This is a genomic window from Clostridium sp. AM29-11AC (genome assembly GCF_003480545.1).
Classification (GTDB): Bacteria; Bacillota; Clostridia; order Lachnospirales; family Lachnospiraceae; genus Otoolea; species Otoolea saccharolyticum_A.
The window spans coordinates 48,282-66,034 of the sequence record NZ_QUJI01000018.1; the positions used below are offsets into that span (position 1 = coordinate 48,282).

19 protein-coding genes and 1 other annotated feature are annotated in these 17,753 nt (G+C 50.9%); all 19 genes read right to left on the reverse strand.

The features are described 5' to 3' along the window. Positions 1-110: 110 nt before the first annotated feature. On the reverse strand, positions 111-239 hold the full coding sequence (locus DW757_RS18055; RefSeq protein ID WP_347559990.1) for a hypothetical protein: 129 nt from the start codon (positions 237-239) through the stop codon (positions 111-113). Continuing rightward, the gene (locus DW757_RS12935; RefSeq protein WP_347559991.1) at positions 227-787 is read right to left on the reverse strand and encodes a hypothetical protein; all 561 of its coding nucleotides are present in this window, start codon (positions 785-787) and stop codon (positions 227-229) included. The genes DW757_RS18055 and DW757_RS12935 overlap by 13 nt, the downstream gene beginning before the upstream one ends. 65 nt (positions 788-852) lie before the next feature. Further along, complete coding sequence (locus DW757_RS12940) at positions 853-1,656, reverse strand: nitroreductase family protein (protein ID WP_008399580.1); 804 nt, start codon at positions 1,654-1,656, stop codon at positions 853-855. Positions 1,657-2,049: 393 nt separating this feature from the next. Then, positions 2,050-2,424, reverse strand: a complete 375-nt coding sequence (gene rplL, locus DW757_RS12945) for a 50S ribosomal protein L7/L12 (RefSeq protein ID WP_118751884.1) — start codon at positions 2,422-2,424, stop codon at positions 2,050-2,052. 132 nt (positions 2,425-2,556) lie between these two features. After that, a complete protein-coding gene (gene rplJ, locus DW757_RS12950) occupies positions 2,557-3,045 on the reverse strand; it encodes a 50S ribosomal protein L10 (RefSeq protein WP_008399574.1) in 489 nt (162 codons plus the stop codon). A gap of 45 nt (positions 3,046-3,090) precedes the next feature. After that, positions 3,091-3,224, reverse strand: a sequence feature (ribosomal protein L10 leader region). Positions 3,225-3,389: 165 nt separating this feature from the next. Then, complete coding sequence (gene rplA, locus DW757_RS12955; protein WP_008399572.1) at positions 3,390-4,085, reverse strand: 50S ribosomal protein L1; 696 nt, start codon at positions 4,083-4,085, stop codon at positions 3,390-3,392. A gap of 87 nt (positions 4,086-4,172) precedes the next feature. Beyond that, positions 4,173-4,598, reverse strand: coding sequence for a 50S ribosomal protein L11 (gene rplK / locus DW757_RS12960; protein WP_008399571.1), 426 nt, complete (start codon positions 4,596-4,598; stop codon positions 4,173-4,175). A 77-nt stretch (positions 4,599-4,675) separates the two neighbouring features. After that, positions 4,676-5,191: a transcription termination/antitermination protein NusG gene (gene nusG / locus DW757_RS12965; RefSeq protein ID WP_008399569.1), complete on the reverse strand. Its 516-nt coding sequence runs from the start codon at positions 5,189-5,191 to the stop codon at positions 4,676-4,678. A 22-nt stretch (positions 5,192-5,213) separates the two neighbouring features. After that, the gene (secE, locus tag DW757_RS12970; protein ID WP_008399567.1) at positions 5,214-5,417 is read right to left on the reverse strand and encodes a preprotein translocase subunit SecE; all 204 of its coding nucleotides are present in this window, start codon (positions 5,415-5,417) and stop codon (positions 5,214-5,216) included. Between the two features lie 56 nt (positions 5,418-5,473). Then, entirely contained in the window at positions 5,474-5,623 is a 150-nt protein-coding gene (gene rpmG / locus DW757_RS12975) for a 50S ribosomal protein L33 (RefSeq protein ID WP_022346358.1), read from the reverse strand. Between the two features lie 275 nt (positions 5,624-5,898). Then, complete coding sequence (locus tag DW757_RS12980) at positions 5,899-6,831, reverse strand: hypothetical protein (RefSeq protein WP_118751885.1); 933 nt, start codon at positions 6,829-6,831, stop codon at positions 5,899-5,901. A 275-nt stretch (positions 6,832-7,106) separates the two neighbouring features. Continuing rightward, positions 7,107-7,598: a GNAT family N-acetyltransferase gene (locus tag DW757_RS12985; RefSeq protein WP_008399563.1), complete on the reverse strand. Its 492-nt coding sequence runs from the start codon at positions 7,596-7,598 to the stop codon at positions 7,107-7,109. 95 nt (positions 7,599-7,693) lie between these two features. Continuing rightward, a complete protein-coding gene (locus DW757_RS12990; RefSeq protein WP_243033674.1) occupies positions 7,694-8,470 on the reverse strand; it encodes a YcxB family protein in 777 nt (258 codons plus the stop codon). A gap of 171 nt (positions 8,471-8,641) precedes the next feature. Beyond that, entirely contained in the window at positions 8,642-9,412 is a 771-nt protein-coding gene (locus DW757_RS12995; RefSeq protein WP_347559992.1) for a ComF family protein, read from the reverse strand. 398 nt (positions 9,413-9,810) lie between these two features. Then, positions 9,811-12,168 carry an ATP-dependent RecD-like DNA helicase gene (locus tag DW757_RS13000; protein WP_118751886.1) on the reverse strand — a complete coding sequence of 786 codons (2,358 nt, stop codon included), beginning with the start codon at positions 12,166-12,168 and terminating at the stop codon, positions 9,811-9,813. Between the two features lie 8 nt (positions 12,169-12,176). Next, positions 12,177-13,178, reverse strand: coding sequence for a rod shape-determining protein (locus tag DW757_RS13005; RefSeq protein ID WP_347476105.1), 1,002 nt, complete (start codon positions 13,176-13,178; stop codon positions 12,177-12,179). Positions 13,179-13,737: 559 nt separating this feature from the next. Beyond that, the gene (locus tag DW757_RS13010) at positions 13,738-14,745 is read right to left on the reverse strand and encodes an asparaginase (RefSeq protein WP_087382540.1); all 1,008 of its coding nucleotides are present in this window, start codon (positions 14,743-14,745) and stop codon (positions 13,738-13,740) included. Positions 14,746-14,825: 80 nt separating this feature from the next. After that, a complete protein-coding gene (locus DW757_RS13015) occupies positions 14,826-15,959 on the reverse strand; it encodes a hypothetical protein (RefSeq protein WP_243033676.1) in 1,134 nt (377 codons plus the stop codon). Between the two features lie 45 nt (positions 15,960-16,004). Beyond that, positions 16,005-17,564: an ABC-F family ATP-binding cassette domain-containing protein gene (locus DW757_RS13020; RefSeq protein ID WP_118751888.1), complete on the reverse strand. Its 1,560-nt coding sequence runs from the start codon at positions 17,562-17,564 to the stop codon at positions 16,005-16,007. Between the last annotated feature and the right edge of the window lie 189 nt (positions 17,565-17,753).

Below are 17,753 nucleotides of genomic sequence, written 5' to 3' on the forward strand. Positions count from 1 at the left end.
ATCAGTCATAGCCTGAAACTTCTGTAGTGCCTGACGCCCTTTATTTCTTTAAAAATATTATCACAGACAGGCAGAATAAACAATCGGAAAGTGCAAATTTTCGTTTTCCCCTATCGGCTGGAGCCTGCCGCCTCTTCTGCCGCCTTCACAATGAAATCTACAGAATTTTCCTTTATGGAGACAGCCCGCTCTCCAATTTCTTCGGAAATCTGGGCAAAGGTCTGGTTCACACGGTACATATGCGCTTTTTGTTAAAAAATACCGTCTTTTCAAAAGGCCATCGTATCAGCTTCGGCATCCGGAAGTCCTCTCCCAGCTCCAGCGCCAGAAGCCTCCTGTTCAGTGTCCTTCCCAGCCACTCCTGGTAGGCCTTCCACTGAGGCAGATACCCTTCCTCTATGTAAGTTTCCGCATGGATGGTATTTCCCGTCAGAGGCGCGCCGCAGTGGGGGCAGAGACCGTCCGGAATCTCTCCCGGCTCCCATATGTCCTTTGTGCAGGCTCTGCTGCACTGCTTCCACTGCTCGTTTCCGCAGGGCGCCACAATACGGCTCTGATCCAGGGAGCTCTCCCTGACTTTTCCGTCGGTCACCGTGGTGATAATAAAATAATCCTTTCCCTTCACCATATCTCCCAATGCCTCGTAAGCTCTTTTCGCCTGCTCCGGCTGGAGAGATGAGGGCCTGCCCGCCCCGGTCTCCCACTCTGCTCCGATTCCGATTAAAAGACAGTCGCTCTCCCTCAACATCTCTGAAAAATTCTCTGCAGATAAACCATTCTGTTCCATTCTCTCATCTCCCTGTGTGTCTTCTCTGCGTCTGTCAGGCCTGTGAGCACAGACGGGCAGAGCCTTTACTGCCTTCCGTCCGGCTGTTCCTGTTTTCCTCTCCCCGTATACGCCTCAAGCATGGCCTTCACCGATCGGGCCATCTCCTTTGAAAAAGCAGCGCCTGTCTTTCTCTTATAAAACGCCTGGGCAAAATTGTCCGCCGTGACAGCCGGCCCTTTGACGAAGCTCTCCGCCTTCCCGGCAAACATATCCTCCAGCTCCTCATCGGAAAGTCTCCGGTAGGTCTCCTCAAACACCACATACTTTCTGTCAAATCGTTCCCTGTGTACCCGCCTGTAGCCTTCCCTGTAATATCCGAGGCAGAGCAGGGAAATGGGAACCGCGTGCTGGGGCAGTCTGAAAAGCTCCCTGTGATATTCGAAATTTTCCAGAATATCTCCGATGTAGCAGGAGCCTATTCCCAGTGATTCCGCCATAATCACTGCATTCTGGGCTGCAATCATGGTGTCCTCGATGGACAGCAGCAAATCCGCCTCATTGGGCTCCTCCCAGGCAAGCCCCTCCTCCCTGCCTGCAAACTCCCTGCAGCCTTTCAGCCTGTAATAATCAAACCATTTCTGCTGATCCGCCACAAACAGGAGCAGAACAGGAGCCTTGGCTATAAACGGCTGATGGTCACAGCTTGCTGACAGCTTTTCCTTCATCTCCCGGCTCTTAATTACTATCACGGAATAGAGCTGCTGGTTTCCCGCCGTAGGCGCAAGGGAAGCTGCCTCAAGAATCTGATCTAAATCCGCATCTGAAATCTGCCTGTCATCATAGACACGCAGAGAAACTCTGTTTTTTACCGCATCTGATACCCTCATTTCTGTCCATCCCTTCTTTTTATGTTTTGCCTGCCGTTTAAACAGCGCGCCAAAAGGGCTCCGCCTGTTCGGCCCTGCCCATTCCCTTTCTGCCGTCCTCCATCTCATCTGCGGAAATTCTGAGGAATTTCCTGTAAATAAGAAAGTGGGCAGGCCCGCCTCAGCTCCCCACTCCCTCAATCATTAGGGGCTTGCCTGCTTTTTCGCGCCGCCGCGCGGCTGCTTTAAGCAGCCTTTTTCCTCTGCGCGGCGTGCGCATCCCGCCCGGCAGGGCTTTTCATATTATAGGAAATTCGGAGGATTTCCTATAATATGAAAAAGCCCAGAGTGTGCTTTCATACACTCTGGACTTTCGGTGTGTAATGCATTTAGTGTTTATAGAATGGCAATGGATTACTTTAATGTAACCTTTGCTCCCTCTGCCTCTAACTTTGTCTTAAGGTCCTCAGCCTCTTCCTTGGAAACGCCAGCCTTAACTACCTTCGGAGCGCCGTCAACTACTTCCTTAGCTTCCTTTAAGCCAAGACCTGTAGCCTCACGAACAACCTTGATAACCTTAACCTTGTTAGCGCCAACCTCTGTCAGCTCTACGTCGAACTCTGTCTTCTCCTCAGCTGCCTCTGCTGCGCCGCCTGCTGCTGCAACTACAACGCCTGCTGCTGCGGATACACCGAACTCTTCCTCGCAAGCCTTTACAAGCTCGTTTAACTCTAATACGGATAACTCTTTAATAGCCTCAATGAACTCAGCTGTTGTTAACTTTGCCATTTTAATTTCCTCCTGTTTAATAATTTATTCTCTAATGAAATGTTTTCATGCCGGATTCCCGGCTTCTGCAGTTCTGACGCTGCAGAACGGCTCTTCCATCACGCGGCTATGCAGCCTCTCTCATGTATGGAATTAAGCCTCCTTTGCCTCTGCGATCTGGTTGATAACGCGTGCAAAGTTTGCGATCGGGGACTGGATGCTTCCCAGTAACTTTCCGAGAAGAATTTCTCTGGACGGGATAGTAGCGATAACCTGAATTCCCTTCTCATCGTAATATGTGCCTTCCACAACGCCGGCCTTTAACTCTAACTTGTCTGCCTTCTTTGCAAACTCAGCTAATACTCTGGCCGGAGCAGTAGCATCTTCCTTGGATACAGCTAAAGCTGTAGGTCCTTCCAGATGTGGCTCTAAAGCTTCAAACTCTGTTCCCTTTGCAGCAAAGCGAATCATGGTGTTCTTGTATACCTTGTAAGTAACACCAGCTTCTCTTAACTGCTTACGAAGCTGTGTATCCTGCTCAACAGTTAATCCGCGGTAGTCAACAACTACAGCAGACTTAGCGCCGTTGAATAACTCAGAGATCTCAGCAACGATAGGCTGCTTTAACTCAACTTTTGCCATGAATGGTTTACCTCCTGTATTATTTTCGTCGTATGAACCGCCAGGAGTCTTACAGAAAAAGCCTCCCTGCCAGAGACAGGGAGGCACCGTTTACATCAGTAAGTGTACGTTTCCTCGGCAGGCGTTTTCACCTTATGCCTTGCGGCACCTGCTGTCTTAGGCAGTCAATACTTAAGTAAGATAGCATATTTTTTTGTGGTTGTCAAGCATTAAAATCGGGGATTGGCTGATTTTTTCAGGGCTTTTTATTTTACAGGAAATTCGGAGGAATTTCCTATAAAAAAAGCGGAGCCCTTCCCGGATTTCTCCGGCGAAAGGGATCCGCTCTCTTCTATCTGCCGCAATTAGTTCACAAGCTTTGCTACGTTTAACTTCACACCTGGTCCCATTGTGGATGTCAGTGTTACGCTCTTTAAGTAAGCGCCCTTTAATGTAGCTGGCTTTGCCTTCAGAACTGCGTCGATAAGCGTCTGGAAGTTGTCCGCTAACTGCTCCTCTGTGAAAGAAGCCTTTCCTACTGGCACGTGGATAATATTTGTCTTATCAAGTCTGTACTCAATCTTACCGGCCTTGATATCGTTGATAGCCTTTGTCACGTCCATGGTAACGGTTCCGGCCTTCGGGTTTGGCATTAAGCCCTTCGGTCCGAGTACACGTCCTAAACGTCCAACAACGCCCATCATGTCTGGTGTAGCTACAACTACGTCGAAGTCAAGCCATCCCTCGTTCTGAATCTTCGGGATTAACTCCTCTGCTCCTACGTAATCAGCGCCTGCTGCCTGAGCCTCGTCAGCCTTCGGTCCCTTTGCGAATACAAGGATTCTGACTGTCTTACCTGTTCCGTGAGGAAGAACTACAGCGCCGCGGATCTGCTGATCAGCATGACGTCCGTCACAACCGGTTCTGATATGAGCTTCAACAGTTTCATCAAATTTAGCACCTGCTGCCTTCTTAACGATAGAGATAGCTTCGGATGCGTCATAAAGATTTGTACGGTCTACTAACTTAGCAGCCTCTACGTATCTTTTTCCTCTTTTCATTATAAATAACCTCCTAGTGGTATTGTCGGGGATTGCCCTCCCACGTTTCTAATTCAACATCTCATTTTCGCAGACTGTAAGTGAAACTTACTCCTCTACTGTGATACCCATACTTCTTGCAGTTCCGGCGATCATGCTCATAGCAGCCTCGATGCTTGCTGCATTTAAGTCTGGCATCTTGAGCTCAGCAATCTTTCTGACCTCTTCCTTGGAGATGGTAGCTACCTTTGTCTTATTCGGTACTGCAGAGCCGGATTTCAGCTTGCATGCCTTCTTTAATAAAACGGCAGCCGGCGGAGTCTTTGTAATAAAGCTGAAGCTTCTGTCAGCATATACAGTGATGACAACCGGGATTACCAAGTCACCCTGATCTGCTGTTCTGGCGTTGAACTCTTTTGTAAACTGTACAATGTTAACGCCGTGCTGTCCGAGAGCCGGACCAACTGGCGGAGCTGGTGTTGCTTTACCAGCAGGAATCTGTAATTTAATGTATCCTGTTACTTTCTTTGCCATGATAAGGCACCTCCTAATATTGTGGTAATGGCGGGATGAACCCTCCCACGAGCCTCTCAGATATGACAGGCCGCATCTTACATCTTCTTAACTTCTGTGAAATTAAGCTCAACCGGTGTCTCACGGCCGAACATTTCCACGGTAATTTCAAGTGTCTGTTTGTTCTCGTTGATGGACTTGATAACACCAACGGTATCCTTCCAGGCACCGGAGATAACGACAACCGCATCTCCAATCTCGTAATCGACAACTACTCCGGCTGGTTTAAAGCCGAGATTTGCCATCTCATCCTCTGTCAAAGGAACCGGCTTGGAACCCGGGCCAACAAAACCTGTTACACCGCGGGTATTACGCACTACATACCATGTGTCATCATTCATAACCATGTTAATGAGCACATATCCGGGAAACATCTTTTTGGCAACCTGCTTCTGGGCTCCATTCTTGATCTCGACTACATCCTGCATGGGAACGGACACCTCCAGGATCTGATCCTGAAGACCTCTGTTCTCGATGGTCTTCTCAATGTCTACCTTAACCTTGTTTTCATAGCCTGAGTAAGTATGAACTACATACCAATTCGCTTCTGACATAATCTCACCTTATCCCCTGTTATTAGATGATATAGTGCAGCAGGAACACGATTCCGGTATCCAGTGCTGCAATAATCAGACCTAAAGCGACAGCTCCTGCAATAACAGCCGCTGTCTCCTTCTGAAGGGTTTCTTTGTCAGGCCAGATTATCTTCTTGTACTCAGCCTCAAGGCCTTTCCAAAAGCTCTTCTTCTGAGCCTTCTCGGTATTCCCTGTCTCACCCATTCTCTGTCCTCCAAAATGTTCAAGCGAATGCCTGATCCTTTATACTGGCACGGAAATTATTTTGTTTCCTTGTGCATCGTATGTCTCTTACAGAATCTGCAGTACTTCTTCGTTTCCATTCTGTCTGGATGAGTCTTCTTATCCTTGGTCATGTTGTAGTTACGCTGTTTGCATTCTGTACATGCCAGTGTGATTCTTGTGCGCACGACTTCCACCTCCACATAAATTCAAATTTTTCAGGCTTTTCTCTGCTTTTTTGAGCATAAAAAAAAGACCTGGCTCTTCCATTCGCCCGTCTACTATACCATAAAACCTGTGATTCGTCAATATATTTATAAATCTATTTCTTGATTTAATAATATAAAGCTGATTATACCATACCGGCAGGTAAAAAGCAATTAGTTTTTCCCTGCCGGTCAATGCCTGTTTCTGTTTTCCCCTTCCCGCTGCCCCTCAGCCTTTTTTCCGAACCTGGCAGCTTTTACTCTTCCCACACAACCGGCTCCGTCACATAGCCCCCTGTTTCCCTGTCCTTCCACATCAGGCAGAAATCCGTGAGCGCAGGCCCGTCGGCGCAGAGGAATACTTCCGTTCCATCTGCAGTCATGGCGCTGTCATAAATTTTCATGGCCGTTTTCCCCTCCGTCTCTGACTCTGAACCCTTTCCTTTTTCCGCAGACGTTATACCTGATTTCTCGTTCACCTGCCGGATGGCAAGGAGCAGGCTCTCCGCCTCATCCTTTCCGATGGCAGATACGTCCAGCTGGAAGAGCTGCCCATTCTCCATGACAAGCTCATACATGGCCGTGATGCTTCCGCGTTCTCTTACAGAAATAAAAACCGCCCCTCCTGCCGGAAGCACTTCTGTATTGTCCCCGCTCTCCATATAGGAGCTTTCCATCTCTGCCATATCCACAGAGCGTTCCGCCAGCCAGGAGCCGTCCTCCCGATGCCGAAGCAGGATGACTCCAAAGGGGCCGTAAATTACTGCAGTTCCCATCTGATCCGTTCTCGGACTCCACTCACCGCTTTCTTCCAGGACATAGACTCCGTCACTCCGGACGCTGTCCAGAAAAACTTTTCCCTCCCCGTCCGGATCAATCTGTGTATCCCCTGCCATTTCCCTCAGAGACGGGTAATTTTCTATCTCCTGGGCGCTGTCCGCCTCCAGTGCGATAAAAATTGCCGTCGGACCGTCCGCCCCTCCGATTATCTCCGCCCCCTCTTCCTCTGAGCTGCCGGTGACCTCCCCCTGCTCCTGTTTTGTCTGTTCCTGTTTTGTCTGTTCCTGCTCTCTCGTTTCTGCCTGTACGGACGCTGTACCAGGCGGAGCTGCTGCGCCGCCTGTGCTGCTGCCGCATGCAGTCAGGAAAACAGCAGCAGCCGCTGCCAGAGCTTTTAAAGATTTTCTCATTCTTTCTCCCCTCTCTCCTCTTCTGAAAGTTTTCCCTTTGTCCTGATTTCAGCTTATCATACGCCTGCACAGGCTGCAAGGAACAAATCTCTTACAAATCATTACAAAAAACAGCGATCCGCCAGGGCACCGGTTTCTGTCTGCTCTTCCCTATCTCCACAAAAATAGGAGGCGCACAGCCAGCCAACACCGGCAGTGCACCTCCTTATCTGTCTCCTGCTCCATTCCGGGGCAGCTGTTTTATCTTTCTATTCTGTTAATATTCGGGGTCCCTCTCAGACAAGGAGCTCATAATTGACAATGTCCAGCATTCTGCCGAATTTCTCTCCTACCTCGTGCATCTTGCCGCAGAAGGAAAAACCAAGCTTTTCATGAAGCCGGATGCTGGCCTGGTTTTCTGCTGTAATCACAGAAATGACAGTCCTGGTATTTCTGTCCTCTCTTGCCAGGCGGATGATCTCCTGCATCAGCGCCTCGCCCACTCCCCTTTTCCGAAAATCGGGCGATACATAAACGGACAGCTCCACTGTTTTTTTGTACGCCTCGTGGGGACGGTACTGGGACAGGCAGGCATAGCCTGCAACCCTTCCATCCTCCTCGGCCACAATCAGCGGATGATTCCCCGTGCCGTGGGCGTGAAACCATTCCAGGCGATCCTCATAGGTCTTTTCCTGAATCGCAAAGGAGGCTGTGGAGTTTCTCACCTCATAATTAAATATTTCCATCATCTCCCTGACATCCTGCTCCAGGGCACTGCGTATTTTCAAGCCGATCTCCTCCTCTTTTACCTTGCTGAGCTGAGTCTGCAGCAGCTGCCAAAATCAGCTGAATTTTCAGACTGCTTTCACAAATTTCCGGCGGACTAAAGCTCTTCTGCCTTCTCTTCCTCCTGTTCCGGACAGTCCGCATCATCACCTGTTCTGCCATCTGTCTCTTCCTCCTCGCCTGAGCGCGCGAGGATGTTCGCCATCTGACCAATCTTTCCCATTCCCGCAGTATTCTGGTTTCTGACCACGTAGCCCTCTTCCCAGATATTCCCTTCTGTCTCATCACTGCCGGTGCCTGCAATAGCCCCCGTCTCTGTTCTTCTGTACTTCTCGGGATTTTCCCTGGCGTCCGCCATCTTCTCTCTCAGGAAGCTGAGAAATTCCTGCTTCTCTTCCTCGGTAAACACTCTTTTGGCCACAAACTGGTAACTTCCGTCAGATGTCTTTAAAAGCAGAAGGCGTTCCAGCTCCACAATGTCCTCCAGGCTGGTGTACTGGTAATGTACATGCTCAGCTTCCCTGTCAGGCCCGAAGAGATCAAAGCCGTCCTCCCGCACTGCCAGGTTGATGGTAGGAAATCCTGTCTTTTCCATCTTTTTAAGCCCGCTTTTCTTCCAGATCATTTTCTCCTGGTTCTGCGGAGAAATAAAATAGAGCATGATTGCTCCTAGTCCGATAAACGTCACCACCGAGCCAATTGCAGCGGCAATGGGTCTTCCCGACGAAAAATTTCCGATCAGGGTGACAGCCAGAAGAGCCAGCATTACTCCCACTGTGAGCAGCTTCGCCTTCCTCTGATCATGTTTTTTAATGTTCCACCGGATCCACTCTCTGTAATCCTCTTTTTCCAGTTGATAGGTATACTCCTTCATTTGCAACTCCTTTTCGCAGCTTTTCAGGCCTGCGCTGCCATGTTTCCCGCCGCCTGCATAGGCAGCAGGCAATGCTTCCTGTTTTTCCTGGCAGCCGTCCTCTTTTTCATATTCTGGCAGAAGTCTGCTCCCTCTGCCGGACAGAAAGTCCTTTTATCATCATATCCTACTTTAGCGTCCATGTCCAATACAAACAGCAAAAAAATAAACCTTTTTTACTCCGGCGTTTAAAAGTGCCCTGGTGCACGCCTCAGCAGTGCTCCCTGTGGTGTAAATGTCATCCACCAGGAGCACCCGCTCGAAACTTCCCGCTTCCGGCAAGGCCCGAAAGGCCTGTTCCAGGTTCTTGAGCCTTCCCCCTGTCCCCAGGCCTTTCTGGGGATCTGTCTTTTTCACTCTAAGAAGAAGCCCGGCGGCCGGAATCTGAAGCTCCTTTGAAAGCCTCTCTGCCAGCTCCCCGGCCTGGTTAAATCCCCTTTTCCGAAACCGCGACGGGTGAACGGGAACCGGCACAATCCTCTGGATCCCCGCGGCCCGAATCCGCTCCCCGAAACGCACTGTGGCCGCGCAGGAATAAAAATCCAGATACTCCCTTTTATTCCTGTACTTCACTGCCGCCATGGAACCCGCCGCAGTCTTATTATAATTCAGAAGGGCCATTCCATATTCAAAGCTCTTTGGGCGCCGCGCGCAGTCCGGGCAGTACTCCAAAAGCCCGCTGTCTATCTCCTTTCCGCATTTCATGCAGATCGGCGGCGTCACAAAAGACAGCTTTTTTACGCATCCGGGACAGATAAGCCTTCCCTTTGGAAGCACTACATCGCCGCAGACGGGACAGCGCCGCGGAAACAGCAGATCTGCCGCCAGGAGGGCCAGCTCCTGCGCAGAATCCCCGCCTGCCCTGCCATATTTCAGCCAGATTTTCTTTAAATCGAACTCCAAGAATATCTCCCTCCCCGCACGGACTCTGTGCTTTCCCTTCCATTGCCCTGCTGTGAGCAGACTTCTGCCGCAGCTTCAGAATCTGCGGCCGCGGCAATGCAAGGTGCAGCGATTAAAAATCACAAAGATGGCAAAATAAACAAAAAAGAAGAATGATAGAAGATGGTAAAACAAACGAAAAAGAAGAATAATAGAAAACAGTAAGATTCCCAAAGTAAATACGATACGAAAAGTGAATACGATATGATAAGGATATGTTCCAGATAAAAGCAGCCTGGAAAAAAGCGGTTCTCCGGCTGCTGCTCCCGCTGCCGGATGGGAGCGGGGCGGTTCCGGCTTCGCGAAAGGCGCCCCTTTTTCTCTTCTGCCTTCTCTGTCTTTTATGTTCTCCCGGCTTTCTACATCAGGCTCTCCTCAATCTCCTGAATCCTGTCCTTTAATCCACAATATCTCTTCTGTTCTGAAGCGTTATCCACCATGCTCTGAAAGATCTGTGGAATACCCACCAGGCAGACGCAGGTTCTGGCTCTCGTGACAGCCGTGTAGATCAGATTTCTCGTCATCAGCATCCTGGGCCCCGGATAGACAGGGAGCACCACAGCCGGGTACTCGCTCCCCTGAGATTTATGAATGGTGATGGCGTAGGCCAGCTCCAGCTCTTCCAGCTGCTTGAAACTGTATTCCACCATCTTTCCCTCGTCAAATTCCACGGTGACCAGCTCGGAGAAGGTATTGATGTCCCTTATGATGCCTGTATCCCCGTTGAACACGCCGGTTCCTCTGTCTACGGGAATCCCGTACCTGTTTCTCAGCTCCCACTCCATCTGATAGTTGTTTTTTATCTGTATCACCTTGTCGCCTGTGCGAAACGTAATTCCTCCCGTCTCCTTCTCCTTCTTGTCAGGCGACGGCGGGTTCAGGTGCTGCTGCAGGACAGTGTTCAGCCGCTCCACCCCCAGGGCGCCCTTTCGCATAGGAGTCATGATCTGGATATCAAACACATCAGCCTTCACATAGCCCGGCAGCTTGTCCTTCACCAGGGTGATCATGGAGCTGACGATGGCAGACGGATCCTCCTGCCTGATAAAGAGAAAATCTCTGCTTCTCTTTCCCAGGGGAATCTGCTCTCCCCTGTTGATCCTGTGGGCATTGACGACAATATCGCTCTGGGCTGCCTGGCGGAAAATCCGCGTCAGCTTCACCACATGGAAACAGCCGGACTCAATAATATCTCTGAGCACATTGCCCGGCCCCACGCTGGGAAGCTGATCCACATCGCCCACCAGAATCAGCCTGGTTCCCACATTCACCGCCCGCAGCAGGGAATGCATCAGGTGGATATCCACCATGGACATCTCGTCGATAATAATCACATCTGCATCCAGAGGATTTTCCTCGTTTCGCTCAAAGCGCATCCCTCCGTTTGCCAGCTTTCCCCTCTGTCCCGCGTCATTTCCCTTTTCCTCCAGGGGCGCTCCCGTCAGCTCCAGCAGGCGGTGGATCGTCTTGGCCTCACAGCCGGTAGCCTCCGTCATCCGCTTGGCGGCTCTTCCTGTAGGCGCTGCCAGCAGGATGTCGAGACCGCCCAGCTCAAAGTATCGGATAATCGTATTGATGGTTGTGGTTTTTCCCGTTCCGGGGCCTCCTGTAATAACCAGAAGCCCGCAGTTGACCGCCTCGATCACTGCCTGTATCTGAAGCTCGTCCAGCTCTATGTTTTCCTGCTCCTGAATGCGGCCAAGGCTCTTTCTGATGGACTCCTCGGACTGATCCCCGGTAATGTTCAGATCGTGGAGCATTTTCGCCGTGTTGAGCTCCGTGTAGTAATACTGGGAGGCATAGACAAGCTGGGGGCGCTCCCTTTCAGAATCAGGCCCTTCTTCCCCTTCCTCTCCCGTCTTCCCAAGGAAGGCCGATGCCGTCTGTGTGCCGCTCTCCTCTCCGCTGCGCCCGTACTTGATCACAAGCCGCTTATCCATCTGCATGTCCGCCAGATGTTTTTCAATCTCCTCCTGCTTTACGCCGAGAAGCTCTGAGGCCTGGGCGCAGAGAACCTCCTTTGGAAGGTATGTATGGCCGCCTGCCGTGGCTTTTAACAGAGTGTAGAGAATCCCGCTCTTGATTCTGAAGTCAGAGTCCGTAAATATTCCCACCTTCGCCGCGATCTCATCTGCCATCTTAAAGCCCACGCCGGGAATGTCGTCAGCCAGCTTATAGGGATTCTGCCTGATAATCCCGTACATAGCCGGGCCGTACTCCTGATAGATCTTGGCTGCCAGATTCATGGAGATGCCATACTCCTGCAGAAACATCATGGCCTGGCGCATATCGCGCTTCTCCTCCACCTGCTCCGCAATGGCCATAGCCATCTTTTCGCTGATCCCCTTGATCTCGGCCAGCCGCTCCGGTTCCTCCTCCATGATCCGGAAGGTGTCCGTCTTAAATTTTTTTACTATCCTTGAAGCTAAAGCAGCCCCGATGCCCTTGATGGCACCGGAGCCTAGATAGCGTTCCATGGAAACCGTATCCTCCGGCGGCCTGATCTCGTAGTGCTCCACCGCAAGCTGTTCCCCGTAAACAGGATGTTCGGTTATATGGCCCGACGCCTCAATAAGCTCCCCCTCACTGATGTAGGAGAAGCTGCCCACAAGGATGTATTCCTCCCCATCCTCCGAGCCGGTGACGCTTAAAACCGTATAGCCGTTGTCCTCGTTCCTGTATTTAATTTTTTCAACAAAACCTTTCACTGAAGCCATAGCTGTCCCTAGTCAAAATTCCTGGAGCCCTCTCCGTGGGCGAACTCAATGAACTTTCCGGTTCCGATGGCAACTGCTGTCAGAGGATCCTCAGCAATCATCGTGGTGATTCCTGTCTTTTCCTCGATCAGCGCATCCAGTCCGCTGAGCAGCGATCCGCCTCCTGTCAGCACAATGCCGCGGTCAAAAATATCGGCTGCCAGCTCCGGCGGCGTTCTCTCAAGCACGTTGTGAACAGCGTCCACAATCTGCATGGCCGGCTCTCTGAGTGCCTCCAGCGTCTCATCGGAGGTCACAACAATCGTCTTCGGAAGTCCTGTCACCAGGTTTCTTCCCCTCACCTCCATAGTGATCATCTCAGGTCTTCTGTAGGCTGCGCCGATGTTGATCTTGATCTCCTCAGCCGTCCTCTCACCGATCAGCAGGTTGTGCTTCTTTCTCATATAGCGCACCAGCGCCTCGTCAAAGTCATCTCCGGCCACCTTAATGGAGGTGCTGACAACTGTTCCTCCCAGAGAGATCACCGCAATATCAGCCGTACCGCCGCCGATGTCTACGATCATGTTTCCGCAGGCCTTGGAGATGTCGATGCCTGCTCCGATGGCAGCCGCAACCGGCTCCTCGATGATGGAAACATCCCTGGCTCCTGCCTGGTAGGTCGCGTCCTCCACGGCCTTTCTCTCCACCTCTGTGGCGCCGCTTGGAATACATACGCTGATCCTCGGCTTTCTGAGGGTTTTCTTTCCAACTGCTTTATTGATAAAGTATTTCAGCATTTTCTCTGTCACTGTATAGTCGGAGATCACACCCTGGCGGAGCGGACGGACTGCCACAATGTTGCCCGGCGTTCTTCCGATCATCAGGCGGGCCTCTTCTCCGATCGCCATGATCCTGTTTGTGTCGCGGTCAATCGCAACTACGGATGGCTCCTTCAGCACCACGCCCTTACCCTTGATATACACAAGGATACTGGCCGTACCCAGGTCAATTCCAATGTCATTAGACATCATCATAGTTGTTCTTCCTCCTGTTTTTCTCCCATTCATCCAGAACAAAACGGACAGTCCTGCGTCAGCTCTCCTGCCCGGCTGCCAGTCAACCCTTCGCATTAAATGTTTTCTGGCTATCTAAGAAGCTGCACCGAATCCGGCGGCAGCTTTCATACTGTCATCTGCGTATAAGCAAACTATACCATTTACTATTATATACAATTTTCACCTGTTTTTAAAGGGTTTTTTCTTTTTTTATGATCTTTATTCTTTTTTTATGATGCTGACACACTTTGGTCACATTTCCACCCTATAATCTAAGTATGTTATCCGAAAGGGTAACAGGCCTTTGTTTCAAGTATTGCTTGAAATAATAAAAGCTTTTTCATACTCATACCGGACGGCCAGAGCCGTCCGGCCCCCCTAAGCCAATTTCTTTTTTATATATACCTACCATTCCCAATATTACAAAATGCCCGCCGGAAAATCGGCGGGCATTTTGTCTGTCTCCTCTCCCGATCCACGCTCTCACGTCAGGACAGCCGTCTCGCCTCCTGCCTATGAGCAGGCATAAAAACGCTTACCATTCAGGCCCCACCAGAATATCCTGGCTCACCCTTGTATAAAACATTTTCTTCACTGTTTCAAACTCCGTTGACTGTCCCATAATCCACATCAGCTTCACAGCCGCAGCCTCAACTGTCATATCGTAGGCCTGGAGCACATTGTAGTGGTTTACCGCCCGGTAGCCCACCTCATAGACCTCGGCGTCGCTTCCCTCCAGCATCACCTGAGTGGCAATCACGACGATTTTTCCTTTCTCCGTCAGGTCCTCCAGTCCGCTCAGAAAATTTCTCTTATTGTAGAATGGGATTCCTCCCACCCCGTAGCTCTCGATGATAATCGCATCGTACCGCTCTCCGATATACTGCAGAATCTCCGGCTCGATTCCCGGTATCAGCTTGAGCACGAATACTCTCGGATTCAGCCTGTCATAAAACACCGTCTCCCCTGTCCGGCTCTCCCCGTCTACGTACTGGATAATGCGGTTCTCGTCTATAAAGGCGGCCACCGGATAATTGATGCTCTCAAAGGCGCTGTAGCTCTTGGAGCGGATCTTTCTGGCCCTGGTTCCCAGAATGGCCTTCCCGTCAAACACCAGATAGACACCCCGCACCCCGTCCCTGGACGCGAAGCGCAGGCTGTCCATCAGGTTTTTCCTGGCGTCGGTAATGGGGACGCTGATAGGCTTCTGGGAGCCGGTGAGAATGATGGGCTTTTCCGGATTCTGAATCAGGTAGGACAGAGCCGCCGCCGTGTAGGCCATGGTATCTGTTCCATGGGTTACGATGAACCCGTCATAGCCTTCGTACTCCCTTCGGATCTCCTCGCTGATGCGAATCCAGTGCTCCGGCTGAAAATTCGTGCTGTCCAGGTTAAAAAGCTGTCTGACTGAAATTTCACAGAATTTCCCTGCTTCCGGAATATAGCTTAACAGCTCCTTTGGCGTTGCCGCCGGGGCAAGTCCGTTTTCCGTCATCACAGAGGCGATGGTGCCTCCCGTTGAAAGTAGTAATAGTTTTTTCATCCTGCCTCCTGTATCTGCCCCTTTCCCGCTGTCTTTTTTCTGTCTGGCTTTCTTCTGCCCGGCTTCTTTCGCCTTCCTTATCAAAGCGTCTCTGCTCCGCTCTCTTCCTCCCGGTTCTGCAGAGGCATCAGACTGCCTCCCAGTCCCTCTCCTTCATAATCATAAACGTAAATGACATAATTATACGCAGGACGGCTCAGCTCGTTTTCGGACCCCACAGCCTCCAGAATCTCTTCCTGTTTTACGGTGCCCTCCTCTCCTGCTGCAAAATCTGCCAGCTGCCGGAGAATTTCCGCTGCCGTTTCATTTTCATCCGGTGAGAAAGCGTTGACAGATACTCTGTGGACCTCGCCTGTAACCGTGTCGCCGTTTAAGAGGACGGACAGGCGCTCCTCTCCGTTTTCATCCAGTACGCTGCAGAAAATGCAGGTATCATAAAATTTATAGGAGTCTTCGTCTGAATATATTATGTAATTATCCGTATACTCATCTTTTTCAGCCTGGAGACCAAGCTGGGAAATCACCTCATCCAGCCGCCTGTCCATATCCGTAATGCTGCAGGAAAAATGTTCCTCCCCGTCGCATCGAGTCCCTGCCTCCATTACCTCTGCCTCATCAAGCTCTGTTACCCCATAGCCGTACTCCGGCTCTTTGGAAGCACTGTTCTCCTGGCTCCATTCAGCTGCAGCATTTTCCTGGTGAGACTGCGTCAGCCGATCAACCATCCTGCCTGCCGCCTCAAAAAATAGGTTGATGACAATTAAACACACCACAATAGCTATGACAACATAGACTGTGCGCCCCTTCTTTTTCTCCTCTGAGCGGTAAAAACCGCTCGTCTTCACACGGACTTTCGCTTTTTTGGAGGTTCCGGAACTTTCATACACCGGTCTGGCTCTCTCACTCTTTTTCCTGCCTTTTTCCGTTTTTTCCCCGGCGGTCCTGATTCCCTTCTGCAGGTTTTCCGCCTGCTTCATGGCCTTCTGGCAGTACCCGGCCATCTTTTCCCGCAGATCTGTTTTCCCTCCTGCCTCCAGCTGGTTTTCCTCTCCGATTCTCTTCTGATTCAGAAGCGTCTGGTTATCCGGTCTGTTTTCATTGAGGTAGTAGTCAACGTCGCGCACCACCGGCTTAAACACCAGCCTCCTGCACAGACGGCAGTAGCCGGCTGCTGTCAGCTCTCTGTCACAGACTGGACAGATTTTTTTTCTCATATGCATGCACCTCCCCCGGTTCCCCTGCACGGTTCTCCTGCCTGGCTACAGCTTCAGGCTCCATTCTCTGCAGTCCCACACCTTTGTAGCCACATCACTGTAAAACTCTGGCTCGTGGCAGATGAGAAGGATGCTTCCCCTGTATTCGCGAAGAGCCCTTTTCAGCTCCTCCTTCGCGTCTACGTCCAGATGGTTTGTCGGCTCATCCAGCAGAAGAATATTCGTTTCCCTGTTAATCAGTTTACATAATCTTACTTTCGCCTGCTCCCCTCCGCTCAGGACTCTCACCTGGCTCTCTATGTGCTTCGTCGTCAGCCCGCATTTGGCAAGGGCGGAGCGCACCTGATACTGGGTGTAGGACGGAAACTCCTTCCATATCTCCTCAATACAGGTGGTGGTATTTCCAGGCGCCATCTCCTGTTCAAAGTACCCGATTTCCAGGTAATCCCCCAGCGTCACCTTCCCCGAGAGCGCCGGAGTCAGCCCGAGAATGCTCTTTAAGAGGGTGGTCTTTCCGATTCCGTTGGCACCCACCAGGGCAATCTTATCCCCCCTCTCCATGCAGAGATTTAACGGCCTTGACAGCGGTTCCTTTTCATCATAGCCGATCACCAGGTTCTCTGTCTCGAAAATGCACTTTCCGGCTGCTCTGGCCTCCAGGAAGTGAAACTCCGGCTTTGGCTTCTCCTTTGCCAGCTCAATGCGCTCCATCTTGTCCAGCTTCTTCTGGCGGGACATGGCCATATTTCTCGTGGAAACTCTGGCCTTATTTCTGGCCACGAAATCCTGAAGCTCGGCGATCTCCTGCTGCTGCCTTTTGTACGCTGCCTCCAGCTGGGCCTTCTTCACCTCATAGACCTCGCGGAATTTATCGTAATCCCCCACATACCGATCAAGCCTCTGGTTTTCCATGTGGTAGATAATGTTGATCACGCTGTTTAAGAACGGAATATCATGGGAAATGAGAATGAAGGCATTCTCATACTCCTGAAGGTAACGCCTGAGCCACTCGATATGCTGCTCATCCAGGTAGTTGGTGGGCTCGTCCAGCAGGAGGATATCCGGTTTCTCCAGCAGCAGCTTTCCAAGCAGGACCTTTGTCCTCTGCCCTCCGGACAGCTCTGTCACGTCCTTATCCATGCCGATGTCAGAAAGGCCCAGAGCCCTTCCCACCTCCTCCACCTTTGCGTCGATGGTATAGAAATCATGGGCCATCAGAAGTTCCTGGATCGTTCCCAGCTCCTCCATCATGGCTTCCATCTCACTCTCCGGCGCTTCTCCCAGACGGTCGCAGATCTCATTCATCTGCTCCTCCATCTCAAACAGGAAAGAAAATGCGCTTTTCAGCGCCTGGCGAACTGTCATGCCCTTTTCCAGGACGGAATGCTGGTCCAGATATCCCACTCGCACACGCTTGGCCCACTCTACCTTTCCCTCATCCGGCTGCAGTTTCCCTGTGATAATGTTCATGAAGGTGGATTTTCCCTCACCATTGGCTCCTATCAGCCCGATATGCTCCCCCTTTAAAAGGCGGAAGGACACATCGTGAAAGATTGCCCTGTCTCCAAAGCCGTGGCTCAGATGCTCTACATTTAAAATACTCACTCTTATTGCTCCTTTATCTGAATCTGTTTTTTCTTTTCAGCCCGGTTACGTCCGTTTACTCTCCCCGGCTCTCCTGAATCTTTATCCAGGCCTGTATGGCGGAAATTTATACATACCCATTCTACCTGAACCCGCACATTCTGGCAAGCAGAAAGAGACAGCCCGGCTTCTCTGGCCGTTTGACATCGG